At 51.1% G+C, this 22,322-nt stretch carries 19 protein-coding genes and 9 tRNA genes; 20 read left to right on the top strand and 8 right to left on the bottom strand.

Annotation, left to right across the window (positions count from 1 at the left end; translation table 11 throughout):
• Nucleotides 1-92: 92 nt before the first annotated feature.
• From DYA43_RS12930 to rsgA, 5 genes are all read right to left on the bottom strand, one after another.
• A complete protein-coding gene (locus DYA43_RS12930) occupies nt 93-980 on the bottom strand; it encodes a DMT family transporter (RefSeq protein ID WP_061056956.1) in 888 nt (295 codons plus the stop codon).
• A 122-nt stretch (nt 981-1,102) separates the two neighbouring features.
• Nucleotides 1,103-2,983 (bottom strand): methyl-accepting chemotaxis protein, encoded by a 1,881-nt coding sequence (locus tag DYA43_RS12925; RefSeq protein WP_020332617.1) that lies wholly within the window; start codon nt 2,981-2,983, stop codon nt 1,103-1,105.
• 265 nt (nt 2,984-3,248) lie between these two features.
• Nucleotides 3,249-4,664 carry an SLC13 family permease gene (locus DYA43_RS12920; protein WP_061056955.1) on the bottom strand — a complete coding sequence of 472 codons (1,416 nt, stop codon included), beginning with the start codon at nt 4,662-4,664 and terminating at the stop codon, nt 3,249-3,251.
• Between the two features lie 166 nt (nt 4,665-4,830).
• Nucleotides 4,831-5,688: an archaetidylserine decarboxylase gene (gene asd / locus DYA43_RS12915; protein WP_020332619.1), complete on the bottom strand. Its 858-nt coding sequence runs from the start codon at nt 5,686-5,688 to the stop codon at nt 4,831-4,833.
• 130 nt (nt 5,689-5,818) lie between these two features.
• Nucleotides 5,819-6,880 carry a small ribosomal subunit biogenesis GTPase RsgA gene (rsgA, locus tag DYA43_RS12910; RefSeq protein ID WP_020332620.1) on the bottom strand — a complete coding sequence of 354 codons (1,062 nt, stop codon included), beginning with the start codon at nt 6,878-6,880 and terminating at the stop codon, nt 5,819-5,821.
• A gap of 160 nt (nt 6,881-7,040) precedes the next feature.
• Here rsgA and orn point away from each other — a divergent pair, with 160 nt between their 5' ends.
• The 10 genes from orn (at nt 7,041) to DYA43_RS12860 (ending at nt 8,807) form a co-directional block, all read left to right on the top strand.
• The gene (gene orn / locus DYA43_RS12905; protein WP_020332621.1) at nt 7,041-7,586 is read left to right on the top strand and encodes an oligoribonuclease; all 546 of its coding nucleotides are present in this window, start codon (nt 7,041-7,043) and stop codon (nt 7,584-7,586) included.
• 213 nt (nt 7,587-7,799) lie between these two features.
• Nucleotides 7,800-7,875 (top strand) — tRNA-Gly (locus DYA43_RS12900).
• A 55-nt stretch (nt 7,876-7,930) separates the two neighbouring features.
• A tRNA-Met gene (locus DYA43_RS12895) sits at nt 7,931-8,007 on the top strand.
• A 33-nt stretch (nt 8,008-8,040) separates the two neighbouring features.
• Nucleotides 8,041-8,116, top strand: a tRNA-Gly gene (locus tag DYA43_RS12890).
• A 57-nt stretch (nt 8,117-8,173) separates the two neighbouring features.
• Nucleotides 8,174-8,250, top strand: a tRNA-Met gene (locus DYA43_RS12885).
• A gap of 33 nt (nt 8,251-8,283) precedes the next feature.
• Nucleotides 8,284-8,359, top strand: a tRNA-Gly gene (locus DYA43_RS12880).
• Nucleotides 8,360-8,393: 34 nt separating this feature from the next.
• Nucleotides 8,394-8,469, top strand: a tRNA-Gly gene (locus DYA43_RS12875).
• Between the two features lie 33 nt (nt 8,470-8,502).
• A tRNA-Gly gene (locus DYA43_RS12870) sits at nt 8,503-8,578 on the top strand.
• 34 nt (nt 8,579-8,612) lie between these two features.
• Nucleotides 8,613-8,688: transfer RNA gene (locus tag DYA43_RS12865), tRNA-Gly, on the top strand.
• Nucleotides 8,689-8,730: 42 nt separating this feature from the next.
• Nucleotides 8,731-8,807 (top strand) — tRNA-Met (locus tag DYA43_RS12860).
• 578 nt (nt 8,808-9,385) lie between these two features.
• Here the strand turns inward: DYA43_RS12860 and queG are convergent.
• Nucleotides 9,386-10,498, bottom strand: coding sequence for a tRNA epoxyqueuosine(34) reductase QueG (gene queG / locus DYA43_RS12855; protein WP_061056954.1), 1,113 nt, complete (start codon nt 10,496-10,498; stop codon nt 9,386-9,388).
• A 211-nt stretch (nt 10,499-10,709) separates the two neighbouring features.
• Between queG and tsaE the strand changes: the two genes are divergently transcribed.
• From tsaE to DYA43_RS12810, 9 genes are all read left to right on the top strand, one after another.
• The gene (gene tsaE / locus DYA43_RS12850; RefSeq protein WP_061056953.1) at nt 10,710-11,174 is read left to right on the top strand and encodes a tRNA (adenosine(37)-N6)-threonylcarbamoyltransferase complex ATPase subunit type 1 TsaE; all 465 of its coding nucleotides are present in this window, start codon (nt 10,710-10,712) and stop codon (nt 11,172-11,174) included.
• Entirely contained in the window at nt 11,168-12,886 is a 1,719-nt protein-coding gene (locus DYA43_RS12845) for an N-acetylmuramoyl-L-alanine amidase (RefSeq protein ID WP_169804149.1), read from the top strand. Before tsaE ends, DYA43_RS12845 begins: the two co-directional genes overlap by 7 nt.
• Nucleotides 12,887-12,898: 12 nt before the next feature.
• Nucleotides 12,899-14,839, top strand: coding sequence for a DNA mismatch repair endonuclease MutL (gene mutL, locus DYA43_RS12840; RefSeq protein ID WP_061056952.1), 1,941 nt, complete (start codon nt 12,899-12,901; stop codon nt 14,837-14,839).
• The gene (gene miaA / locus DYA43_RS12835) at nt 14,836-15,768 is read left to right on the top strand and encodes a tRNA (adenosine(37)-N6)-dimethylallyltransferase MiaA (RefSeq protein WP_020433627.1); all 933 of its coding nucleotides are present in this window, start codon (nt 14,836-14,838) and stop codon (nt 15,766-15,768) included. Before mutL ends, miaA begins: the two co-directional genes overlap by 4 nt.
• A 195-nt stretch (nt 15,769-15,963) precedes the next feature.
• Nucleotides 15,964-16,227, top strand: a complete 264-nt coding sequence (gene hfq, locus DYA43_RS12830) for an RNA chaperone Hfq (RefSeq protein WP_020332629.1) — start codon at nt 15,964-15,966, stop codon at nt 16,225-16,227.
• 41 nt (nt 16,228-16,268) lie between these two features.
• Nucleotides 16,269-17,558, top strand: a complete 1,290-nt coding sequence (gene hflX, locus DYA43_RS12825) for a ribosome rescue GTPase HflX (RefSeq protein WP_061056951.1) — start codon at nt 16,269-16,271, stop codon at nt 17,556-17,558.
• 45 nt (nt 17,559-17,603) lie between these two features.
• Nucleotides 17,604-18,794 carry an FtsH protease activity modulator HflK gene (hflK, locus tag DYA43_RS12820; protein WP_020332631.1) on the top strand — a complete coding sequence of 397 codons (1,191 nt, stop codon included), beginning with the start codon at nt 17,604-17,606 and terminating at the stop codon, nt 18,792-18,794.
• A 2-nt stretch (nt 18,795-18,796) separates the two neighbouring features.
• Nucleotides 18,797-19,780, top strand: coding sequence for a protease modulator HflC (gene hflC / locus DYA43_RS12815; protein ID WP_020433624.1), 984 nt, complete (start codon nt 18,797-18,799; stop codon nt 19,778-19,780).
• A 71-nt stretch (nt 19,781-19,851) separates the two neighbouring features.
• A complete protein-coding gene (locus DYA43_RS12810; RefSeq protein WP_024374461.1) occupies nt 19,852-20,040 on the top strand; it encodes a DUF2065 domain-containing protein in 189 nt (62 codons plus the stop codon).
• A 16-nt stretch (nt 20,041-20,056) separates the two neighbouring features.
• Here DYA43_RS12810 and DYA43_RS12805 read toward each other — a convergent pair whose 3' ends face one another.
• Nucleotides 20,057-20,284: a SlyX family protein gene (locus DYA43_RS12805; protein ID WP_020332635.1), complete on the bottom strand. Its 228-nt coding sequence runs from the start codon at nt 20,282-20,284 to the stop codon at nt 20,057-20,059.
• 2 nt (nt 20,285-20,286) lie between these two features.
• Complete coding sequence (locus DYA43_RS12800) at nt 20,287-21,267, bottom strand: WD40 repeat domain-containing protein (protein WP_020332636.1); 981 nt, start codon at nt 21,265-21,267, stop codon at nt 20,287-20,289.
• Nucleotides 21,268-21,406: 139 nt separating this feature from the next.
• On the opposite strand from DYA43_RS12800, the gene fkpA reads away from it, so the two are divergent.
• Nucleotides 21,407-22,195: an FKBP-type peptidyl-prolyl cis-trans isomerase gene (fkpA, locus tag DYA43_RS12795; RefSeq protein ID WP_020433619.1), complete on the top strand. Its 789-nt coding sequence runs from the start codon at nt 21,407-21,409 to the stop codon at nt 22,193-22,195.
• The last annotated feature ends 127 nt before the right edge of the window (nt 22,196-22,322 follow it).

The following is a 22,322-nucleotide window of genomic DNA, read 5'->3' as shown; positions in this document are numbered from 1 at the left end:
TGCAGTAGGTTAAGATCAATGATTCTCCCTATCAATGCAATAAAACGTTGCCTATTGATCAAAATTGACCGTCTGTCAGGACAGGCTCGGTCTTAGTACACCAATATTCCGGTACCCATCACGGCCACCAGTGCGCCAAGCCAGGCGAATCGGTTCGGCCTTTGCTTGGTATAGACCCAAAGTATAGGCAAAAGCATGATGGGTGTGGTGGAGGAAAGTAGCGCCACCATCCCGACATTGCCTTCACGCAGTGCATACAGAATCAGAGTCATGCCCACCGCCATGGCCAGAAAACCGTTCACGGCAGTGATAGCAAATATTTTGCCATTCATCGGCTGAGTTGGGCGGGCAATCCGCGCGCCGCTGGCACGCAGCAGCGAGTGAGCGGCAAACGCGGTCATCATGCGAATCGCAGAAGCCGCCACCGGGTCGATCGCTGTTTGCATAATCGGTTTCGCAATAATGCCACCCAGCGCCTGACACATCGCTGCCGTCAGGCCGAGGCCGACGCCGACCCAAACGCTGCCGCTGATCGTCTCCAGACTATTGTTGGTTTGACCACGGCGACCAAAAAAGATTGCAGTCAATACACCGGAAAAGACCAGTGCCGAACCCAGTAATTCCCCCGGTGTCATGCTTTCACTGAACAGGAAGTAGCCGAGAATGGCAGAAAAAACAGCATGACAAGAAAACAGCAGGCCAGCCTGACGCGGCCCCATGCGGTTTAAACAGGCAAACAGTGCGGTGTCACCAATGAAAATACCGATCAAGCCCGAGAGCATCATTGGAGTGACGGCGCTGGTGTCGACACTCGACCAGCCTCCGCTAAGCAGCGCAATGGTGCCAAGGATCACAGAAGTACATCCCATGCGCCAGCGACTATAGGTAAAGGTGCCCAGATAGCGGGCAGGGGTAACAGACATCAGGCCAGCAATGGCCCACAGAAAGGCAGCGGCGAGAGCCAGCCACTCGAATCCCATAGAATCGTCCTTGACAGTGCGCGGGAGAAATAGGCTCTCAATATGCCATTAAGGGTAGGTAAAACAAAGCAAATTCACGGTCGATCATGCCCTGTATTTACAGGGCATGAGGGCCAATGAAATCAGACTTTAAATCGACTGATCTCATGACGCATCGCATCGGCAGCGCTGTGCATCTCGCTTGCACTTTCACTGCTCTGCTGTGCCTGATACGCCAGATCGTCTGAGGCATCTTTGATGCCTTGTGTATTGCGGCTGATGTCTTCGCTCACCGCACGTTGTTCTTCGGCCGCGCTGGCGATTTGCAATGCCATGTCGTTGATTTCCGTGATGGCTTGAGTGATGCTCGCGAGGCTGTCTTGAGCCTGCTGGGCATAGGAGACACTGCTGTCGGCCAGTGAGGTACTGCTTTCCATGCTTTCGACCGCCTGCTGCGTGTTGCGCTGCAGGGTTTCAATCATGGTGCGAATCTCTTCTGTCGAGCCGTGGGTACGTTGGCTCAGCACGCGCACTTCATCGGCCACCACAGCAAAACCGCGGCCCTGATCGCCCGCTCGCGCCGCTTCAATCGCTGCGTTGAGAGCAAGTAGGTTTGTTTGCTCGGCAATGCCCTGAATGGTCGACAGGATCTGGTTGATACTCTGTGCGTTGCTTTCCAGTTCGCGGATCACGCTCGCCGCATTGGTGACCTGATTGGCCAGATCGGTGATCGCCTGACGGTTTTTACCAATCACGGATTGACCTTCTTCACAAGCCGACGCCGAGGCTTGCGAAGCATTCGCGGTCAGCTCTGCATGGCTGGCGACTTCAGCCGCCGTCGCTGACATCTCATGAATCGCGGTGGCGATTTGGTTGACGTCATCCTGCTGGCGTTTAACGCGATCAGTGGACTGAATCGAGAGAGACTTGGCGTGTTGCGCCTGAGACGACAGGCTATGGCTGTGCTCCACAATGTCTTTGAGCATGGTTTGCATCTGGCTGATGAACTGATTGACCTTCTCCGCCAGTTCACCAATTTCATCTTTGCGTTCAATGTTGACGCGCTGGGTCAGATCACCTTCACCACGTGACAGCTCTTGCAGAGCGCCGGACAGTACTTGCAGCGGTTGCAGCAGGCGATTGACCACCCAGGTGCTGGCCAGGGCAATGAGCACGTACAGAATCAGCGTAGCGATTGAAGTAAAAGTAATCTGGTCGCTGACCGATGCGTAAGCCATGCCGTGATCCACCACGATACCCAGCAGCCAGTTGGTGCCCGCGATTTTGCTCACGTAGATCAATTGATCATCGCGGCTCGGCCACTGTATCTGGCTGGCGTGATCTGCCGCCGCCAGTTGCTGCATTGTCTGTGCGGAAAGCTGCGGGTTGAGTTCGGTCAGCGGTTTCTGGCTCAGTTTTTCATCCTGATAGGCGACGATTTTATTATTACCGTCGACTAAAAATGCAAAGCCGTTGTTGTCGAGCTTGATACTCAACACTTGCTTGATCAGGTTGGTGACGGTCAGGTCAGCGGCCAACACGCCCTGACGACTGCCGCGAAATGCTTTGGCAAAACTGACCACGATACTGCCATCGAAATCCTGATAAGGTTCAGTCAATACTAAGCCGGAATTGGCCATCGCATCTTGATACCAAGGGCGAGTACGAGGGTCGTAATCGGCTGGCCAGTCTTCACTTTTATCGCCGTAGGCAATCGTGCCATCGCTGAAACCAGCGTACACCGAGAGAAACTGACCGGCGTGTTTGGTCACCAGCAGTTCGCGGTCGGTGTTTTCGCCGCTGGCGATGCGGGATTCGTTGGCCAGCATCATGTCACTGCGAATCGACAACCAGTCACTGATATAGCGGCTGGTGGCCAGGCTGACGTTAGCCATTTCACTGTTGATGGATTTGGTGGTCTCCTGACGTAACTGACTGATGGAGTTCCATGCCTGCACGCCACTGACGATGGCGATGATGATCGCAATCGCGACCTGAATTTTGAATTTAATCGTATGTCTCATACTCTGCCCTTCCTGCCGGACAATCTCATCCTGCTGATAGAAATAACTGAAAATTAATCCAATAAGCGTGAATAGTTAATTTAAATTACTGAAATGCGGTTAATTTTAGTGATTGTTCAGCAAAAGCGTAAGAAATTATCGTGCGGATTAATTTGATCGCGATCGATTATTAATTGCTCAGAAACCCGGTTAATAAGGGAATTATGGACGAAAATTTCGAGCCCGTGACTTGTGTCCAATAAAATACAAGTCACGGGTTGACGTTTCAGCCGAGAATAGCGGCGGCGATGTAGACAATCGCCAGGCCAATGACACCGATGATTAAGCCGGTTTTGGCCATGTCTTTGCTCTGGATGAGACCGGTTGAGTAGGCGAGTGAGTTAGGCGGCGTCGATACCGGCAGAATCATCCCCAGTGAGGCGGAAAAGGCCACGACCACTAACAGGCCTTGCAGGCCGCCGACATCGCTCAGGCTGTTCATGGTCGCACCAATCGCTGCTGCGATGGGCATCAGCAGGTTGGCGGTTGCGGTGTTGGACATAAAGTTGGCCATGACCCAGCACACCAGCGACAGAGTGATCACCACCGACATCGGTGACAGGGATTCATAATCGATGGCGTGCGCCAGTGCTGTCGCCAGTCCGGTCTGTTCCAGACCAATACCGATCGCAATCCCCCCGGCAACCAGCCACAGAACATCCCAGTTGATCTGCTTGAGTTCTTCTTTGCCCATGATGCCCGTCAGCGTAAATACCGCCAGCGGAATAATCGATACCACGTAAGTGTTCATGCCGTGCAGTGAGGTGGTCATCCACAGCAAAATTGTGGCGGCGAAGGTAACGTAAACCACAACTGCCCGCCAGTTACGCTGGAAGGTGCCATCGAGTTTGAGCGTCATGGTCGGTTGTGAAGAAGGAAACAGTTTTTGCAGCAGGAACCAGGCAATCGTCAGTTGGATTAGCACAAACGGTAAACCCATCATCATCCACGACAAAAAGCTGATGCTGTTCTCACCGGTCAAATATTGTAGTGCGATCGCGTTGGGCGGTGTGCCGATGGGGGTGGCGATACCGCCAGTATTGGCTGCAATCGGGATACACAGCACCAGCGCCTTAATGCCGAGGTCACCTTTCGGTGCCGATGCGACAATCGGCCCCAACAGTGCCAGCATCATCACGGTGGTTGCGGTGTTGGACATGAACATCGAAAACACGGAAGTGATCAGCATCAGGCCGAGCATGATGTATTTCGGTTGATTACCAAACGGCTTGAGTAGCACGCGGGCGAGGTTGTTATCGAGTTCATACTTCGAGGCGGCGATGGCCAGCGCAAAGCCGCCCATAAACAGAATGATGATCGGTGATGAGAAGGCGCTGAAAATTTCCGTGTAAGGCAACAGATGGCCGAGGTCATGGCCCTCGACAGGGGCGCGAAACGGATGCAGCCCTTTGTCGGAAATCATCACCAGTTCAAGGGCAATGATCAGAATCGAGGTGGCAAAGACGGGCACTGGTTCCAATACCCACAATAGTGCGGCCAGCAGAAATATCGCCAACAGACGATGTTGCACCAGCGTGAGGTCGTTGATCGGAATGGCATCGATGGGCAGCATCAGCACCAGTAGAGGGAGCCCGAAACTGAGCGCGAGCCGCAGGAGAAGGCCCTTATCCAGAGTCTGCATAGCGTCTTCCTTGATGAATGAGAACATGACTGCAGACAGGGTAAAGCTTTGAAACAAAAAGGTCTTAGAGGGGAGACAAAGTTTTGCATTTTATGCGCCGTTCGCACCAGGAAGTGTGCAGAACGTCAAAAACAAACATCCCGGCAGAGCCGGGATGTTAAAGCGATTAAGCTTTGTGCGCGTATGGGGTACCGAGCAGAGTCGGAGCATTAAGCTGCATGCTGTCATCAAAACGAATCGCGTCTTTCGCGAACAGGTTAATCACCGTTGAGCCAAGCTTGAAGCGACCCATTTCTTCGCCTTTCTTCAGCACCACAGATGTGTTGCCCGTCGCCGGATAATCCCAGCGGTAAACGGTATTGCCGCGCGGTGGCGTGACTGTACCTGCCCAGATCAGTTCGATGCTGCCAACGATAGTTGCGCCAACCAGTACCTGAGCCATTGGGCCGAATTCGGTATCGAAAATACATACGACACGTTCATTGCGGGCAAACAGATTTGGCACGTTTTCCGCCGTCAGTGGGTTCACAGAGAACAGATCGCCCGGTACATAAATCATCTGACGCAGGGTACCATCGCATGGCATATGGACGCGGTGGTAATCGCGAGGCGAGAGATACAGCGTGGCGAATTCACCGTCGCGGAATTCTTCTGCCAGTTTGGCATCGCCGCCCAGCAGTTCTTGGGCTGAGAAATCGTGGCCTTTGGCCTGAATCAGTTTGCCATCATTGATGGGACCAAACTGGCTCACGCAGGCATCGGCCGGGTGCGTAATCACATCAGCACCCTCTGCGACCGGGCGCATTCCTGGCTTGAGTTCACGCACGAAAAATTCGTTAAAAGTTTTAAAATGCTTAGGATCTGAATGCAATGCTTCGTCCATGTTGACGTTGTATTGCTTGATAAACCAGCGAATGATGGCTGTGGTCAGACCGCCGGCTTTGGCTGAAGCCAGTTTACCCATCAAACGGGTCAGGCCGTGTTGTGGAATCCAGTATTGCAGTCCAACTTTAATCTTGTCCATTGTAAGTCATTCCAATGTGTTTAATCTTTGGGCGCGGAATGTTACTGAAATTCGTTAGTGATGTCAGCATTTATCCCCGCGAGAAGAAAGACCGCTCTCGTTTTATCTCAAAGCCAAGAGCGGGATGTGATTACAGGTCCGCTTTTTTGTTGCGTGAATACTGTCGGTTGGCTTTATTCTCGGCCATGCTTTCGATGATACGGTGGTAGTTCTCAAAGCGAGTGGCGCTGATTTCGCCTTTGTCCACCGCTTCACGCAGCAAGCAGCCCGGATCATCACCGTGTTTGCAGTCGCGGAATTTACAGCCACCTAAGTAAGGACGAAATTCGACAAAGGCTTTGGTAACGTCTTCCGCTTCTAAGTGCCACAAACCGAACTCACGCACTCCCGGTGAGTCGATCAGGTCACCACCGGACGGAATATGGTACAGACGTGCTGCGGTAGTCGTGTGCTGGCCAAGGCCCGAGTTTTCTGAAATCTCACCCTCTTCGACCATCTCTTCCAGTTCGGGCATCAGGGCATTCACCAGGCTGGATTTCCCCACTCCGGACTGGCCAACAAAAATGTTGGTACGATCGCGCAGCTTGGCTTCCAGTGCTTCGATACCTTCCCCACTGTTTTTGCTCACGTAAAGTACCTGATAACCGATCTTCTCGTACTCAGTGAGCCATTGTTGGTACAGTGCGCGCTTTTCTTCATCCAGCAAATCGACTTTGTTGAGCACCAGTAGCGGTGCAATCGACAGGGTTTCAGCAGCGATCAGATAGCGATCGATGATATTCAGCGACAGCTCTGGCAACACGGAAGAGACGATCACCATCTGGTCGACGTTGGCGGCCACTGGTTTTAAACCATCGTAATAATCCGGACGGGTTAACACCGAACTGCGCGGTTCGACCGCTTCCACCACGCCGGAAATGCCCGCCATCGTTTCGATACCCGGACGCCAGATCACACGGTCGCCAGAGACCAGACTCTCAATGCCGCGGCGCAGGTTGCAGCGATGAATGGCCTGAGTTTCAGGATCTTCAATATCCGCATGTTGACCAAAACGGGTGATCACCAAGCCAGTTTTTGCGTTTTCCAGCATCGATTCATCCCACTGAACGGTTTCTTCCTGTTTCAGTTTCTTATGCTGGTTGCTTCGTACACGCCTTACCTGGCCTTTTGTCAGCTTCTTTTTCTTTGCCACTCTGTTCTACTTTCGCGTTGCAGGACGGGATGTACGACGCGTAATACGTCGCACCCGTCCGGTTGAAATCCTACTTACCAGCGTGAGCTGATAATTTGAATTGTACAGACTTGGGTATATAGTACCTGCTTTATCGGCAAACCTATATAGGTACTCCTCTATGTCTTTTAGCGATCAAAACCTAATCTGGATCGATTTAGAGATGACAGGCTTAGATCCTGAAACCCATAAAATCATTGAAATTGCGTCCATTGTGACTGACAGCCAGCTTAATATTCTGGCGGAAGGTCCGGTACTGGCGGTGCATCAGCCGGAATCTGAGCTGCAGAAAATGGACGATTGGTGTACCAATACTCACACCAACAGTGGTTTGGTTGAGCGCGTGCGTCAAAGCTCAGTAAATGAAGACGATGCAGTGGCGCAGACCATCGCGTTTCTTGAGCAGTGGGTACCTGCCGGTAAATCGCCGATTTGTGGTAACAGCATTGGCCAGGATCGCCGTTTCCTGTACAAACACATGCCGCGCCTGGAAGAATACTTCCATTACCGCTATATCGACGTCAGCACGATTAAAGAACTGACTCGTCGCTGGAAGCCAGAAGTATTGGATGGATTCTCTAAACAGGGCAGCCATCTGGCATTGGATGACATTCGAGAGTCGATTGCGGAGCTGAAATTTTACCGCGGCACCATTTTCAACATCTAATTTCCGGCGCCCATGCCGAATATCAGCTTGTTCCAAAGGGCGGTGAAAGAGAGTGTTGATGGTTAGTTCAGCACATTCTGGTTGTTGAATCGCCTGATTTGAGTGCTTTTTCATCAACTGAAAAAAAATTAGATTTTTTTCGCGAGAAGTTCTTGCATCACACAGAAATGCTCTTATAATTCGCAGCCCTAAACGACGGAAAACGTTGTTGATGCGACACTAGCTCAGTTGGTAGAGCGCAACCTTGCCAAGGTTGAGGTCACGAGTTCGAACCTCGTGTGTCGCTCCACTTTCTTTGTTAGAGTGGGTAGCCTTCATCGTGCTTAACGGTGACACAATACGGACGCGGGGTGGAGCAGCTTGGTAGCTCGTCGGGCTCATAACCCGAAGGTCGTCGGTTCAAATCCGGCCCCCGCAACCAAATTCAGATTGAGTGCCACGGCATTTAATCTTTGCGACACTAGCTCAGTTGGTAGAGCGCAACCTTGCCAAGGTTGAGGTCACGAGTTCGAACCTCGTGTGTCGCTCCACTTTCTTTTGTTAGGGTGGAATAGCTTTCATCGTGCTTAACGATGACACAATACGGACGCGGGGTGGAGCAGCTTGGTAGCTCGTCGGGCTCATAACCCGAAGGTCGTCGGTTCAAATCCGGCCCCCGCAACCAAATTCAGATTGAGTGCCACGGCATTTAATCTTTGCGACACTAGCTCAGTTGGTAGAGCGCAACCTTGCCAAGGTTGAGGTCACGAGTTCGAACCTCGTGTGTCGCTCCAGATTGACAGCTTTTATCGTGCTTAACGGTGACATGCGACACTAGCTCAGTTGGTAGAGCGCAACCTTGCCAAGGTTGAGGTCACGAGTTCGAACCTCGTGTGTCGCTCCAGTTGATAGCCTTCATCGTGCTCAACGGTGACATGCGACACTAGCTCAGTTGGTAGAGCGCAACCTTGCCAAGGTTGAGGTCACGAGTTCGAACCTCGTGTGTCGCTCCAGATTGATAGCTTTTATCGTGCTCAACGATGACATGCGACACTAGCTCAGTTGGTAGAGCGCAACCTTGCCAAGGTTGAGGTCACGAGTTCGAACCTCGTGTGTCGCTCCAGTTTAAAAGCCCTCATCGTGCTTAACGATGACACAATACGGACGCGGGGTGGAGCAGCTTGGTAGCTCGTCGGGCTCATAACCCGAAGGTCGTCGGTTCAAATCCGGCCCCCGCAACCAATTTCTTCGTTTCAAGAGATCACTGCGCTAGACGCAGATTTTTTTACTCTTAAAACGGCAAAAGTTTGGCAAATCGCCAATGCTCTTTCTATAATGCTGTGAAGCATAAGCCCCCCTAAAAGAAACGCGCTGCTGAAAAGTAGTGTGATTTTTTTGTCTTTCTGAACGTGATACCCAGCCGGGTAGCCTGTTTAACCGGATACAGACTCACTTTGTACTGTTCATTAACAGACTTATCCACATTTTTTTTCTGTGGATAACTTGGTGCATAAAGTGTTTTTCAGTAGCTGGAATGGTGACTTGCGGCAGGATCTTTTTCGGCAATTCAGATTCTGAAATATTAGAGGATGTCACTTAAATCATTGTTTTTTATGAACTTAATTCATTTCTCTGCAACAAGCATTCCAACAAAAAACGATCATTAACTGTATTTTCATTGATCCTAATCATTTCCTGCTGATGTGACTAACTTTTCTGAGATTTAGAAAACAATGTCTCATTAAAAATTTTTTCCACATTTGGAATATTTGAGAAGCATATCAAAGTCTGTGCGTACTGTTTGTGCAAACGGTTCTCATCTACGCATCTCTTGGCAGTCCTTTCTCAACGATACGTACCAGTCGCTGGTGTTTCGTGTTGCTGAACGGTAACTGACGCTCTTGTTCCTCAAGCGCCCATTGGATATGTTCGTCCAGCAGCTCAGACTGGCCTTGCTTACGCGTTAAGGCGTCGATGATGCGGGAGGAATAAGGTGCGTTCCCCATGGCAATAATCAGATTGCGTTGCCATTGCTGGTGGCCAATGCGGCGGATGGCAGAACCTTCCATATTGCGCAGAAACGTGGCTTCGTCCCATTCAAACAAAGTGACCAGATCGGGCTCGCTGAAAGCCGGGCGGCGGTGGAAGTCAGATTGCTGCGTGAGGTCGGCGTATCGATTCCATGGGCACACCAGTTGGCAATCGTCACAACCATAAATGCGGTTGCCCATCGCTTTGCGAAACTCCAGAGGAATCACGCCATCGTATTCTATCGTGAGATAAGAAATACAGCGCCGCGCATCGACCACGCCATCGGCGACGATGGCACCTGTCGGGCAGGACGTCACGCAGGCGCGGCATTTACCACATTGGTCTACAGACGGCGTATCGACGGGCAGCGGAATATCAACCAGCAACTCACCAAGAAAGAACCAGGAGCCGGCGTCTTTATCCAGAATCAGTGAGTGTTTGCCAGTCCAGCCCAGTCCGGCTTTCTGTGCCAGCGGGCGCTCCAGAATTGGCGCGGAGTCGACAAACGGCCGATAACCGAGCTCACCAACTGCGGCTTCGATTTTCTCACCCAGCTTTTTGAGCTGATTACGCACCAGTTTGTGGTAGTCGCGACCCAAAGCGTAGCGACTGATGTAGGCATGTGCCGGATTATTCAGGTTGCTGGCAAACTGGGCTTGCGGCGGCAGATAGTTCATCCGCGCGCTGATCACTCGTACTGTACCGGGTAATAGCTCTGCAGGGCGCGCGCGCATCATGCCGTGACGCGCCATCCAATCCATTTCACCGTGATAACCGGCATCAAGCCACTGCTGCAACTTGGCTTCATGTTGGCTCAGATCCACATCGCAGATCCCGACTTTCTCAAACCCGAGCTCAATAGCCCAGCTTTTGATTTGATCTGCAAGTGCGTGATAGTCCATAACGGTTCAGCTCGGTAAAAGGGGGCGGGGATCTTAGCGGATCTCCGGCGGTGGATCCAGCGGCACGATCTCGCTTTTTTCCTACCCAATTGGCGAATATTTTTCGGTTTGCTTACAGAAGAGAGCTTGTCTCTCAAATCCAACCCAGTTTACTATTCGGTTTCTTTTGGTTTTTATATAGTCGATGTCCGACACGTTAGAGATATTTTCAATGAGCACTAAGACCTTCACCCTTAAAGATGAACAAGCGACGGTAGACCTAGGCACAGCGCTGGCAAAACTGTGTACTCAACAAACCACCTTGTACTTACACGGCGATCTTGGTGCAGGTAAAACGACGTTCAGCCGCGGTTTTATTCGAGCTCTGGGTCATGCAGGCAATGTGAAAAGCCCGACCTATACCTTGGTAGAACCTTATCAACTGGCACAGTGGCAGGTGTACCACTTCGATCTTTACCGCTTGGCGGATCCTGAAGAGTTAGAGTTTATGGGGATCCGTGACTATTTTACCGACGACGCGATTTGTTTAGTGGAATGGCCGGAAAAGGGCTGTGGCATGCTACCGACGTCGGATATTGATCTCGAAATGCGTTACGATGGTAGCCAGCGTCAGGCGGTACTGACCGCCAACAACGACTATGGGCGTACATTACTGAGTCAGTTGGAGTTATGTTGATCGTTAAAGTTTGTCGTTCTTTGGTCGTCTGGCTTGCCCTGGCGACCGCTTTCCTTGCCAGTGCTGCGCAGGCTAATGTGTTGGAGGGGGTTCGAGTCTGGCCCTCTCCGGACGAAACGCGTGTCGTGATCGACGTGAAGTCCGAAGTTGATTTCAGTTATTTCACCCTCAGCGGACCCGACCGACTGGTGGTCGATCTCAAACAGACCTCACTCGGCACCAAATTACCGGTCAATGTCAGCGACAGCGCGATACTGACCAAAATCCGCGCCAGTTCGCCACCAGAAAAATCGACCTATCGTCTGGTGCTGGAACTCAAAAAGAAATCCGCACCTCAGCTATTCAAACTTGCACCGACGCCGGGTGGCCAGTACGGCCATCGTCTGGTGATCGATCTGCCCCATGGCGAAAACAGCACCCCGCCAGCGGCCAAACCGAGCAGCGAAACTAAAGTCAGTCGCGATGCCTCTCAGCTGTATGGTACTGCCGATATCGTTGTCGCGATTGATGCGGGCCACGGTGGTGAAGACCCGGGCTCGATCGGGCCAACCCGCAAATACGAAAAAGATGTCACGCTGAGTGTGGCCAAAAAGTTGGCAGACCAGATTGATGCAGTTCCGGGTATGAAAGCGGTGTTGACCCGCCGCGGTGACTACTTCGTTAACCTGAATAAACGCTCTGAGATTGCGCGGAAGAATAAAGCGCATCTACTGGTGTCGATTCATGCCGATGCTTTCCATACGCCGCAGCCGCGTGGTGGTTCGGTCTTCGTACTGAATACTCGTCGTGCCAACACCGAAATTGCCCGCTGGGTCGAAAACCATGAGCAGCAATCGGAACTGCTCGGCGGCGCCGGGGAAGTGCTGGCGAAAAACAATGCCGACCGCAATGTGAGCCAAACGTTATTGGATTTGCAATTCAGCCATTCACAAAAAGAAGGCTATAAAGTTGCGACCAATATTCTCCGTGAAATGGGTAAAGTCGCGTATCTGCATAAACGTGAGCCGGTCAATGCCAGTCTGGCGGTGCTGAAATCGCCGGACATTCCATCGGTGCTGGTCGAAACGGGCTTTATTTCCAACCCAAGTGAAGAGAAGCTGCTGTTCCAGCGCAGTCATCAGGACAAATTGGCGCATGCTCTGACCAAAGCCTTAGTGCAATATTTTGAAGACAACCCACCGGAAGGAACCCTGTTTGCTAACCGCGGTAAGACGCAGAAACACAAAGTGCAGCGTGGCGAATCGCTGTCGGTGATTGCCAGCAAATATGGCACCAGTGTTGATGAAATTGTTCAGACCAATAAACTGAAAAGTAACAGTCTGGCGGTTGGCCAAGTGCTGACGATTCCTGGTGGCAGTCGCGGTCCGGTGCCCGTGCCTGTGGTGAGTAATCCGGTTGAAACCGAAACCGTCACTCACGTGGTCAAATCGGGGGATTACCTTGGCAAGATTGCCAGTACTTACAAAGTCTCCGTTGAGACGATTAAGCGGGAAAATAACCTCAAGTCCGATACGCTCAAGCTGGGTCAGAAACTGAAAATTACCGTCAGTCTCAAAGACAAGCCGTTGCGTAAACACAAAGTGGCACGCGGTGAGTTTCTGGGCAAAATCGCCAGTGAGTATAACGTCAGTGTGCAGAGCATCCGCGATGCTAACAAACTGCGCTCTGATCAGCTGGCGGTTGGTCAGGTACTGATTATTCCGAACAAATAACACAGGGCGAGTATGACGATTCGCATTCTGCCAGCGCGGCTGGCGAACCAGATTGCTGCCGGAGAGGTGGTCGAAAGACCCGCTTCGGTGGTGAAAGAGCTGGTGGAAAACAGCCTCGATTCCGGCGCAACCCGTATCGATATTGATATTGAAAAGGGCGGTGCCAAATTGATCCGTATTCGTGATAACGGTTGCGGTATTGATAAAGAGGAACTCGGGTTGGCGCTGAGTCGTCATGCTACGTCGAAAATCCATACTCTGGACGATCTGGAAGCCATTATCAGCCTCGGGTTTCGTGGCGAAGCGCTGGCGAGTATCAGTTCGGTGTCGCGTTTGACGCTCACTTCGCGCCCGGCAACTCAGGAAGAAGCTTGGTCGGCATACAGTGAAGGTCGGGACATGCAAGTGCAGTTGCAACCTGCGGCACACCCGATTGGTACCACAGTGGAAGTGCTCGATTTGTTCTTCAATACGCCAGCACGGCGCAAGTTTCTGCGCACTGAAAAAACCGAATTCACCCATATTGATGAACTGCTGAAGCGGATCGCACTCAGCCGCTTTGACGTCACGTTCAACCTGCGTCATAACGGCAAATTAGTGCGTCAGTACCGAGCGGCAAAAACCGATATTCAGATGGAAAAACGCATTGCGGCGGTGTGCGGTGCGCCGTTTGTGCGCCATATGCTGAAAATCGAGCTGGAACATCAAGGGCTGACACTGCATGGCTGGATCACTACGCCGGAAGGCGCTCGCCAGCAGAGCGATCTGCAATACTGCTACGTCAATGGTCGCATGATGCGTGACAAACTGATCAATCACGCGATTCGTCAGAGCTATGAAACCAGCCTGCGCCCGGATCAGTTTGCCACTTACGTGTTGTTTATTGAGCTGGATCCGCATCAGGTCGATGTCAACGTGCATCCTGCCAAACACGAAGTGCGTTTTCATCAGGCGCGTCTGGTACACGATTTCATTTATCAGGCGCTCAGCAGCGCGCTGGCTGAAAGTCAGCACATTGATGCGCCAGCGCACAACGAATCGGCTTTCCACTATCACGACGAGCCTGAACTGGCGTCAGCGGTGCCAGAGCGGGTGATACAGGCTGTCGAGAGCACGCCTGCTTATCCTGGCCGCAGCGATTATGAACGGCCAGAGCATGAATCGACCCGTGATCAGGTGCGCGAAGCCCCTAAACACAGTGACTGGGTTGAATCACCGAAAGCAAAAGGCAAACCAGTACAAGAACGAGTCAGTGCACCTTCGCCTTCTCAGGCTGAAGTGCGCGCCTATCAGGCGCTGATGCAAACACCGGAATTGCCCGCGACGCCCAAGCAGGAACCAGCCACCGTAGTGGCGGAGCAGGCAACAGCGGACATTTTTACGGTGCAGCAACTGGGGAAAGCGGTGGCGGTGGTACGTGGGCGCTATCTGCTGATGAATGCTCCGCAAGGCTGCGTGCTGTTGTCACTCAGTCAGGCTGCGTGGCTCAAAGTTCGCGGCCAGTTAAATGCGCAGCAAGGTGCATTGAAGAGTCAGCCACTCTTGGTGCCGTTGTCGTTGAAGATGTCGGCGCAGGAAGCTCAGGCTTTGGAGCATTATCAGCCGCTGCTGACACAATTAGGCTTGGAACTTAAACCGCGCAATCCGGGATCCTTGATGGTGATGGGCGTGCCGCAGCCACTCAGACAGCAAAATCTACAAATTCTGATCCCAGATCTGTTATCTTACGCGTCTTTGAATTTTGAGCAGGCCGACAAGCCGCTGGATCTGAATTCGCTCGCTGATTGGCTGAGCGATCGTGTGGTGAGCACGAAAGCTGACTACACTTTGTCAGAAGCGATCCAGTTGATTGCAGAGATTGAGCAGATGTGGCAGGGCAACCTCCCACTGCACGATGAGCGTTTTGTCCGACCTGTGGATTTTTCCGCGACCATTGCAGCACTAAACTCATGAGCACACAATTACCTTTAGCCCTGTTTCTGATGGGGCCGACCGCTTCCGGTAAAACCGATCTGGCCATTCGCCTGCGTCAAAAATTTCCGGTTGAGATCATCAGCGTGGATTCTGCGTTGATCTACAAAGGCATGGATATCGGTACTGCCAAACCAGACCAAGATGAACTGGCGTTGGCGCCACATCGCTTGATCGACATTCTCGATCCGAGTGAAGCCTATTCGGCGGCTGATTTTCGCCGCGATGCGCTGAGAGAGATGCAGGCGATTGTTGAACAAGGCAAAATTCCGTTGCTGGTGGGCGGAACCATGCTCTACTACAAGGCTTTGCTGGAAGGCTTATCGCCACTGCCAGCGGCCGATCCTGAGATTCGTCAGCAGATCGAACAAGAGGCTCAGCAACTGGGCTGGGCGGCGTTGCACGAACAATTACGTCAGATTGATCCCATTTCTGCCGAGCGAATTCATCCAAATGATCCACAAAGATTATCTCGGGCATTGGAAGTTTATCGGATTTCAGGTAAAACTCTTACTGAACTGACCCAAACGAAAGGCGAAGCATTGCCATTTCGCGTCAAGCAGTTCGCTATAGCTCCCAAGGAAAGGGCTGAGCTCCACCGTCGAATTGAACTCCGATTCGAAAAGATGGTCGAAGCAGGGTTTGAAGATGAAGTAAAAGCACTCTATGCTCGAAAAGATCTTCACCCTGATTTACCGTCGATCCGTTGTGTGGGATATCGACAAATGTGGGACTACTTAGACGGGAACTGTACGCTTGATGAAGCGATTTTTCGCGGAATCTGTGCAACTCGTCAATTGGCCAAGCGACAGATCACCTGGTTACGCAGCTGGGATGATTTAACTTGGTTAGATAGCGAAAACGTTGAACAAGCATTGGAAACTCTCTCAAATGCCATAGCATCTGATTGAGTTAGCTGTGTATAATGTGATCGCTTTTGCGTGATGTGCCCTGTAAAGGATCCGTTACTTGTTTTTGGTGCGCAAGCCCCAATGATCAGTAACAACGGGGAGTTTTTATTCGTTTAGCTCAGATGCAAAGGCCGCACAGATTTTCGTGCACCGCTAGCTAAATAACTACAACAAAATACAAATAAGGAAAATAAAATGGCTAAGGGGCAATCTCTACAAGACCCATTCTTAAATGCACTACGTCGCGAGCGTATTCCGGTTTCGATCTACCTTGTGAACGGCATTAAGCTGCAAGGCCAAATTGAATCGTTTGATCAGTTTGTGATCCTATTGAAGAACACTGTGAACCAAATGGTTTACAAGCACGCTATCTCAACCGTGGTACCGGCGCGTCCAGTTAGCCACCACAGCGGCGAACGTCCTTCGAATGATCGCGGCGCAGAGAAATCAGAAGATTAATTCTCTGTACACAAATTATTATTTATTAAGGAGTTGGTAGCTTGTTTGACCGTTATGAAGCCGGTGAGCGAGCCGTACTTGTTCATATCAACTTCACGCAAGAGGGTGAATGGGAAGATCTCAGAGAATGTGAAATGCTGGTCTCTTCCGCAGGAGTGTCGACACTACAGGTGATTACCGGTAGCCGACAGACTCCTCACCCTAAATATTATGTCGGTGAGGGCAAAGCCCAAGAAATTGCTCAGGCAGTCCAGTTGACTGGCGCTGATGTGGTGATTTTCAACCATGCCCTCTCTCCTGCCCAAGAACGTAACCTTGAACACCTCTGCCAGTGTCGAGTGATTGACCGTACCGGTTTGATCCTGGATATCTTTGCTCAGCGCGCGCGTACTCACGAAGGTAAATTACAAGTGGAACTGGCCCAGTTGCGCCATATTTCTACTCGTCTGATTCGTGGTTGGACGCACTTGGAACGTCAAAAGGGCGGTATCGGCTTACGTGGTCCGGGTGAAACCCAGTTGGAGACGGACCGTCGTTTATTGCGTGAACGTATCAAAGCAATTTTGCGCCGTTTAGAGCGAGTCGCTAAACAGCGTGAACAAGGTCGACGTGCACGAAACCGGGCGGAAATACCTACGGTTTCCTTAGTCGGTTATACCAACGCAGGTAAATCGACCCTGTTTAACCGTATTACATCAGCAGGCGTCTACGCCGCAGACCAATTGTTTGCGACGTTGGATCCGACCTTGCGTAAGATTGATTTAGACGATGTCGGCCCGGCAGTACTGGCAGACACCGTAGGATTTATTCGTCATCTGCCGCACGATCTGGTGGCTGCATTCAAAGCAACGTTACAAGAAACTCAGGAAGCTGACATTTTGTTACATGTTGTGGATGCCAGTGACGAACGATTTCGTGAGAATATCCGGGCTGTTGATGAAGTTCTGCAGGAAATTGAGGCGCATGAAGTCCCAACCCTGCTGGTGATGAATAAAATCGATAATCTGGAAGACCAGAAACCTCGTATAGAGAGAGATGACGAGGGCGTACCGAGAGCGGTGTGGATCTCGGCCATGGATGGTCTGGGCATTGATTTGCTGTTTGCAGCGCTGACTGAGCGTTTGGTCAGTCAGATTGTCCAATACCGCTTGCGAATTCCGCCTCAACATCAGGGCAGAATCCGTAGTACTTTCTTCCAAATGAAGTGCATACAACAAGAAGAGTATGATCCGGAAGGCAATTTACTGATCACAGTTCGTATGCAGCAAGTGGATTGGTCTAGACTAGAAAAAAGAGAAGAGGCAGTTTTACGTGACTTTATAGTTACTTAAAGGACTGCTAGAGTATAACGTCATATCAAATGATGGAGCTTTCTAATGGCGTGGAATGAGCCCGGAAATAACAACGGCAACAACGGCCGCGATAATGACCCATGGGGTAATAATAATCGCGGCGGTAAAGGTGGCCGTGAACAAGGTCCGCCAGATTTAGACGAAGTGTTTAATAAGTTGAGTCAGAAGCTGGGTGGCAAGTTTGGTAAGAAAGGCGGCGGTAAAGGACCATCTTTCTCCGGTGGTGGTGCAATCGGCTTTGGTGTCATTGCTGCGATTGCTGTCGCTATCTGGTTCTTTGCTGGCTTCTACACAATTGGTGAAGCTGAGCGTGGTGTTGTGCTGCGCCTCGGTAAATACGATCGCATTGTCGATCCGGGCCTGAACTGGCGCCCACGTTTTATCGATGAAGTGACACCGGTTAACGTGCAAGCGATTCGTTCGCTGCGTGCGTCTGGTCTGATGTTGACTAAAGACGAAAACGTGGTCACGGTATCGATGGACGTTCAGTACCGTGTAGCGGATCCGTACAAGTACTTGTTCAAAGTAACCAACGCAGATGACAGCCTACGCCAGGCGACCGACTCTGCATTGCGTGCCGTGATCGGTGACTCTCTGATGGATAGCATTCTGACCAGTGGTCGTCAGCAAATTCGTCAAAGCACTCAGGAAACTCTGAACCAGATCATCGACGGCTACGACATGGGGCTGATCATCGTTGATGTGAACTTCCAGTCAGCGCGTCCACCAGAACAGGTGAAAGATGCGTTTGATGATGCGATTGCCGCGCGAGAAGATGAAGAGCGTTTCATTCGTGAAGCAGAAGCGTACAAAAATGAAATTCTGCCAAAAGCGACTGGTCGTGCTGAGCGTCTGAAGAAAGAAGCTCAGGGTTACACCGAACGTACCGTGAATGAAGCTCTCGGTCAGGTAGCGCAGTTTGAGAAACTGTTGCCAGAATATCAGGCATCACCAAAAGTTACGCGTGATCGTCTGTATCTGGATGCGATGCAGGAAGTGTACTCGAATACCTCTAAAGTGCTGATTGACTCGAAATCCAGCGGTAACCTGCTGTACCTGCCAATCGACAAATTAGCAGGTCAGGAAGGTGAAGCGACTAAGCGCCAAACGAAGTCATCGTCTGCTTACGATCAGATTGAGTTGGAATCTCAGCGCACTGATACGGAAACCGATACCCAATCTCGCTCAACCAGTACACGTCAAGGGAGATACTAAGAATGCGTAAGTTAATGATCCCTGTTGTCGTTGTTGTTCTGGCGTTGCTGCTGATGTCGATGTTCGTTATCCCGGAAGGGGAGCGTGGTATCGTCATTCGTTTCGGTCGAGTGCTGAAAGACAACAATGATGTATCGAGAATTTACGAGCCGGGTTTGCATTTCAAAATGCCTCTGTTCGATCGTGTGAAAACGCTGGATGCACGTATTCAGACTATGGACGGCCGTTCAGACCGTTTCGTGACCTCTGAGAAAAAAGACGTCATCATCGACTCATACGTGAAATGGCGTATTGAAGATTTCGGTCAGTACTATCTGGCGACTGGTGGCGGTAACACGCTGACAGCCGAAGCTCTGCTGGAACGTAAAGTGACAGACGTGCTGCGTTCGGAAATTGGTGCGCGTGAAATCAAGCAGATCGTATCTGGTCCTCGTAACAGCGATGTGTTGCCAGCGAGCCCGGATGCCGATGTTGTGACGACTGAAGCGGCAAAACAGGCGTTGGAAATTGATGGTCAACGTGACCAGATCATGGAAAACGTACTGGAAGATACCCGTAAGAGCGCCATGAAAGACTTGGGTGTGCGTGTGGTTGACTTCCGTATGAAGAAAATCAACCTGCCGGATGAGATCAGTGAATCTATCTACCGTCGTATGCGCGCAGAGCGCGAGTCGGTAGCACGTAAACACCGTTCTCAAGGCCGTGAAAAAGCCGAAGTTATCAAAGCACAAGCTGAGCTTGAAGTGGCGACCATTCTGGCCGAAGCGGATAAAACAGCTCGTGTAACACGCGGTGACGCGGACGCGAAAGCGGCGAAGATTTATGCGGATGCCTACAACAAAGATCCGGAATTCTTCAGCTTCTTACGTTCACTACGTGCGTATGAAAAATCATTCAGCCAGAAGAGTGACATTCTGGTACTGGATCCGAAGAGTGACTTCTTCCAGTACATGAATAACTCGAAAGGTGCTGCGACAGCGAAATAATCGCTGAGCAGATAACATAAAGGCTCCGTAAGGAGCCTTTATTGTTTGTCTATCAACCGATGGGAGAGCCCATGTCTAATTCAATTTGGGTCGCAATTGGTTTGGTGTTGATTGCCGAAGGACTCGGCCCTTTGATTGCACCGAATGGCTGGCGACAAATGGTGGCTCAGTTGAGTGAGCAACCAGACAACCAATTGCGCCGGATTGGCGGTTGTCTGGTGGTGGCGGGTGCCGTCATCGCTTATTGCTTTATCCGCTAAACATCCGTTCTCGCGCTCAGTAATGTGGGGGCGGGGTTTCCTGTGAAGGGTCGGCCAGATTGGATGTATCCATATTCTTCACCTTACCCACCACAAATTTCATCTGATCCTGCATTTTTGTAATCAACAGCTGCTGATGACTTAATGCTTCATTGAGGTCGTCAATGGTCTGCTCCTGAAACGCCACTTTGCATTCCAGGTCATCTATGCGCTGTCGCAGCGAAGTCAACATATCGTCTTTCATGATTAATCGTCGAGTTTCCAGGCTTGAGCTATACCGGCAGACGTGCCGGAAATGACACGCTGCTGTGAATCGAAAGCCGCATCATACACTACCGCACGCGGCGGGCGGGCATCTTTTCGCGGTTCCGCTTCAAAGCTGTCGAGCTTCTTACCGGTTTCGGTGTTCCAGATATCGACACGGCTGGACGGAGTGCCAGTGACCAGGCGCGAGCCATCGTCGGAAAAGCGGGCTGCGGAAAATATCAGCTGGCGTGAGAAACTGCTGAGCGCGCTGCGTTTTTTCCCTGTCTCTAAATCCCACACAATGGCTTGATTACCGCCATCAGAGGTAAACGCCAGCTTGCCGTCACGCTGCAAAGCCACGCGGTTGACCCGTTGTTCGTGTTCAAATTTATGCAGAATCTGGCCTGTTTTGGTATCCCACAAATAAGCGGCGTAGTCGTTCCCTCCCGTCAGGGCATAGCGACCATTGGGGGAAATCGCGACAGAATTGACTTTTTCCTGGTGGGCAAGGAACTCCAGACGTCGTCCGGTGACTAAATCGACGTAAATGGCTTTGCCGTTGGAGAGACCAAGCAGCACTTGTTCGCCGTCGCTGGTGATGTCGACGTCACGAATTAAACCGTCAGAAATAGACCAAAGGCCTTTGGCCTGCGTCCAGGCGAGATCCCAGACCGCGAAGTTGATTTGGCTGGCGGTCACGGCATAACGGCCGTTATCGGAGAGGCGGATCTGAGAAACTGTGCTCGCTTGAGGATCCTGCGCACCGAGGTCCGCGAGTTTTTTGTGCTCACTGAGATCCCACAGCACCAATTGATGCTCCTTGGAGTAAATCAGGGCAAATCGACCATCCCGGCTGAGGCCGAAACTGGTGGATCCTTCAGGCTCTAAATCCCAGCGTTCGACATTCTGGTCAGAGAAAAAACAGCCATTTAACAAGGAAATGACAACAAACAGCAGGATGGAATGAGAAATTATTCGCATCAGTTCTAATTATCCGCCAAGTGTGTAAAGACAATCTGAAAACATAAGGCTATATTGGTACAACTCTGTGCTGTGCACCAGCTTGAAACCAAGATTTGTGCACAACGACAAAAGGTTTGCCTACAAATTGGAGAATTCAATGAAATCACTTTTTAAAGTGTCGCTACTGGCCGCTACCGTTGTGTTGGCAGTCGGCTGTCAGAAAGAAGAAGCTGCGAAACCAGAAACGGCAGCACCAGCCGCAGCTGAGCAAGCTACGGCAGCGAAAACCGTAACTTTCCAGTCTGAAGATGACAAAGCAGCGTACGCAATTGGTGTTTCGTTTGCGAACTACCTGAGCAGCAGCATTGAAAAACCAAGTGAAATTGGCATCAATCTGAACAAAGATATGGTTCTTCAGGGTATCCAGCACGTATTTGCTGGGAAAGCGGAAATGACCGAAGAAGAGACCCGTGCGGCTCTGGAAGCTTTGGACAAACGTGTAGCAGAAAAAATGAAAGCTCAAGCGGCTGAAAAAGCGGCAGCGAACAAGAAAGCTGGCGATGAGTTCCGCGCTGAGTTCGAAAAGCAGGAAGGCGTGAAGAAAACGTCAACCGGTCTGCTGTACCAAGTTCTGACGCCAGCACAAGGTGATTCACCAAAAGATACCGACACCGTGCAAGTGCATTACAAAGGCACATTGACCGACGGTACTCAGTTTGACAGCTCTTACGATCGTGGTGAGCCAGCGACATTCCCGCTGAACCGCGTGATCCCTGGCTGGACTGAAGGTGTTCAACTGATGCAAGTCGGTTCAAAATACAAGTTCGTTATTCCGCCAGAGCTGGCTTACGGCGAACAAGATACCCCGACCATTCCTGCTAACTCGACACTTGTGTTCGAAGTTGAGCTGCTGAAAATCGACAACGGCGACAAAGCTGCGCAATAATCGTCACGGTTTGGAACGAAATGGGGCCTGACTTGTTCAGGCCCTTTTTGATCCCGGTCGAGAACTGCAACAGAAGTTGTTCTAAATCACTTGTTGGCAATATAGCAGAGTCTTCGGCTAAAATTTT

The sequence above is a fragment of the Vibrio fluvialis genome (assembly GCF_900460245.1).
In the GTDB taxonomy this organism is placed as follows: domain Bacteria; phylum Pseudomonadota; class Gammaproteobacteria; order Enterobacterales; family Vibrionaceae; genus Vibrio; species Vibrio fluvialis.
This window is presented reverse-complemented; position numbering and strand designations above follow the sequence as displayed.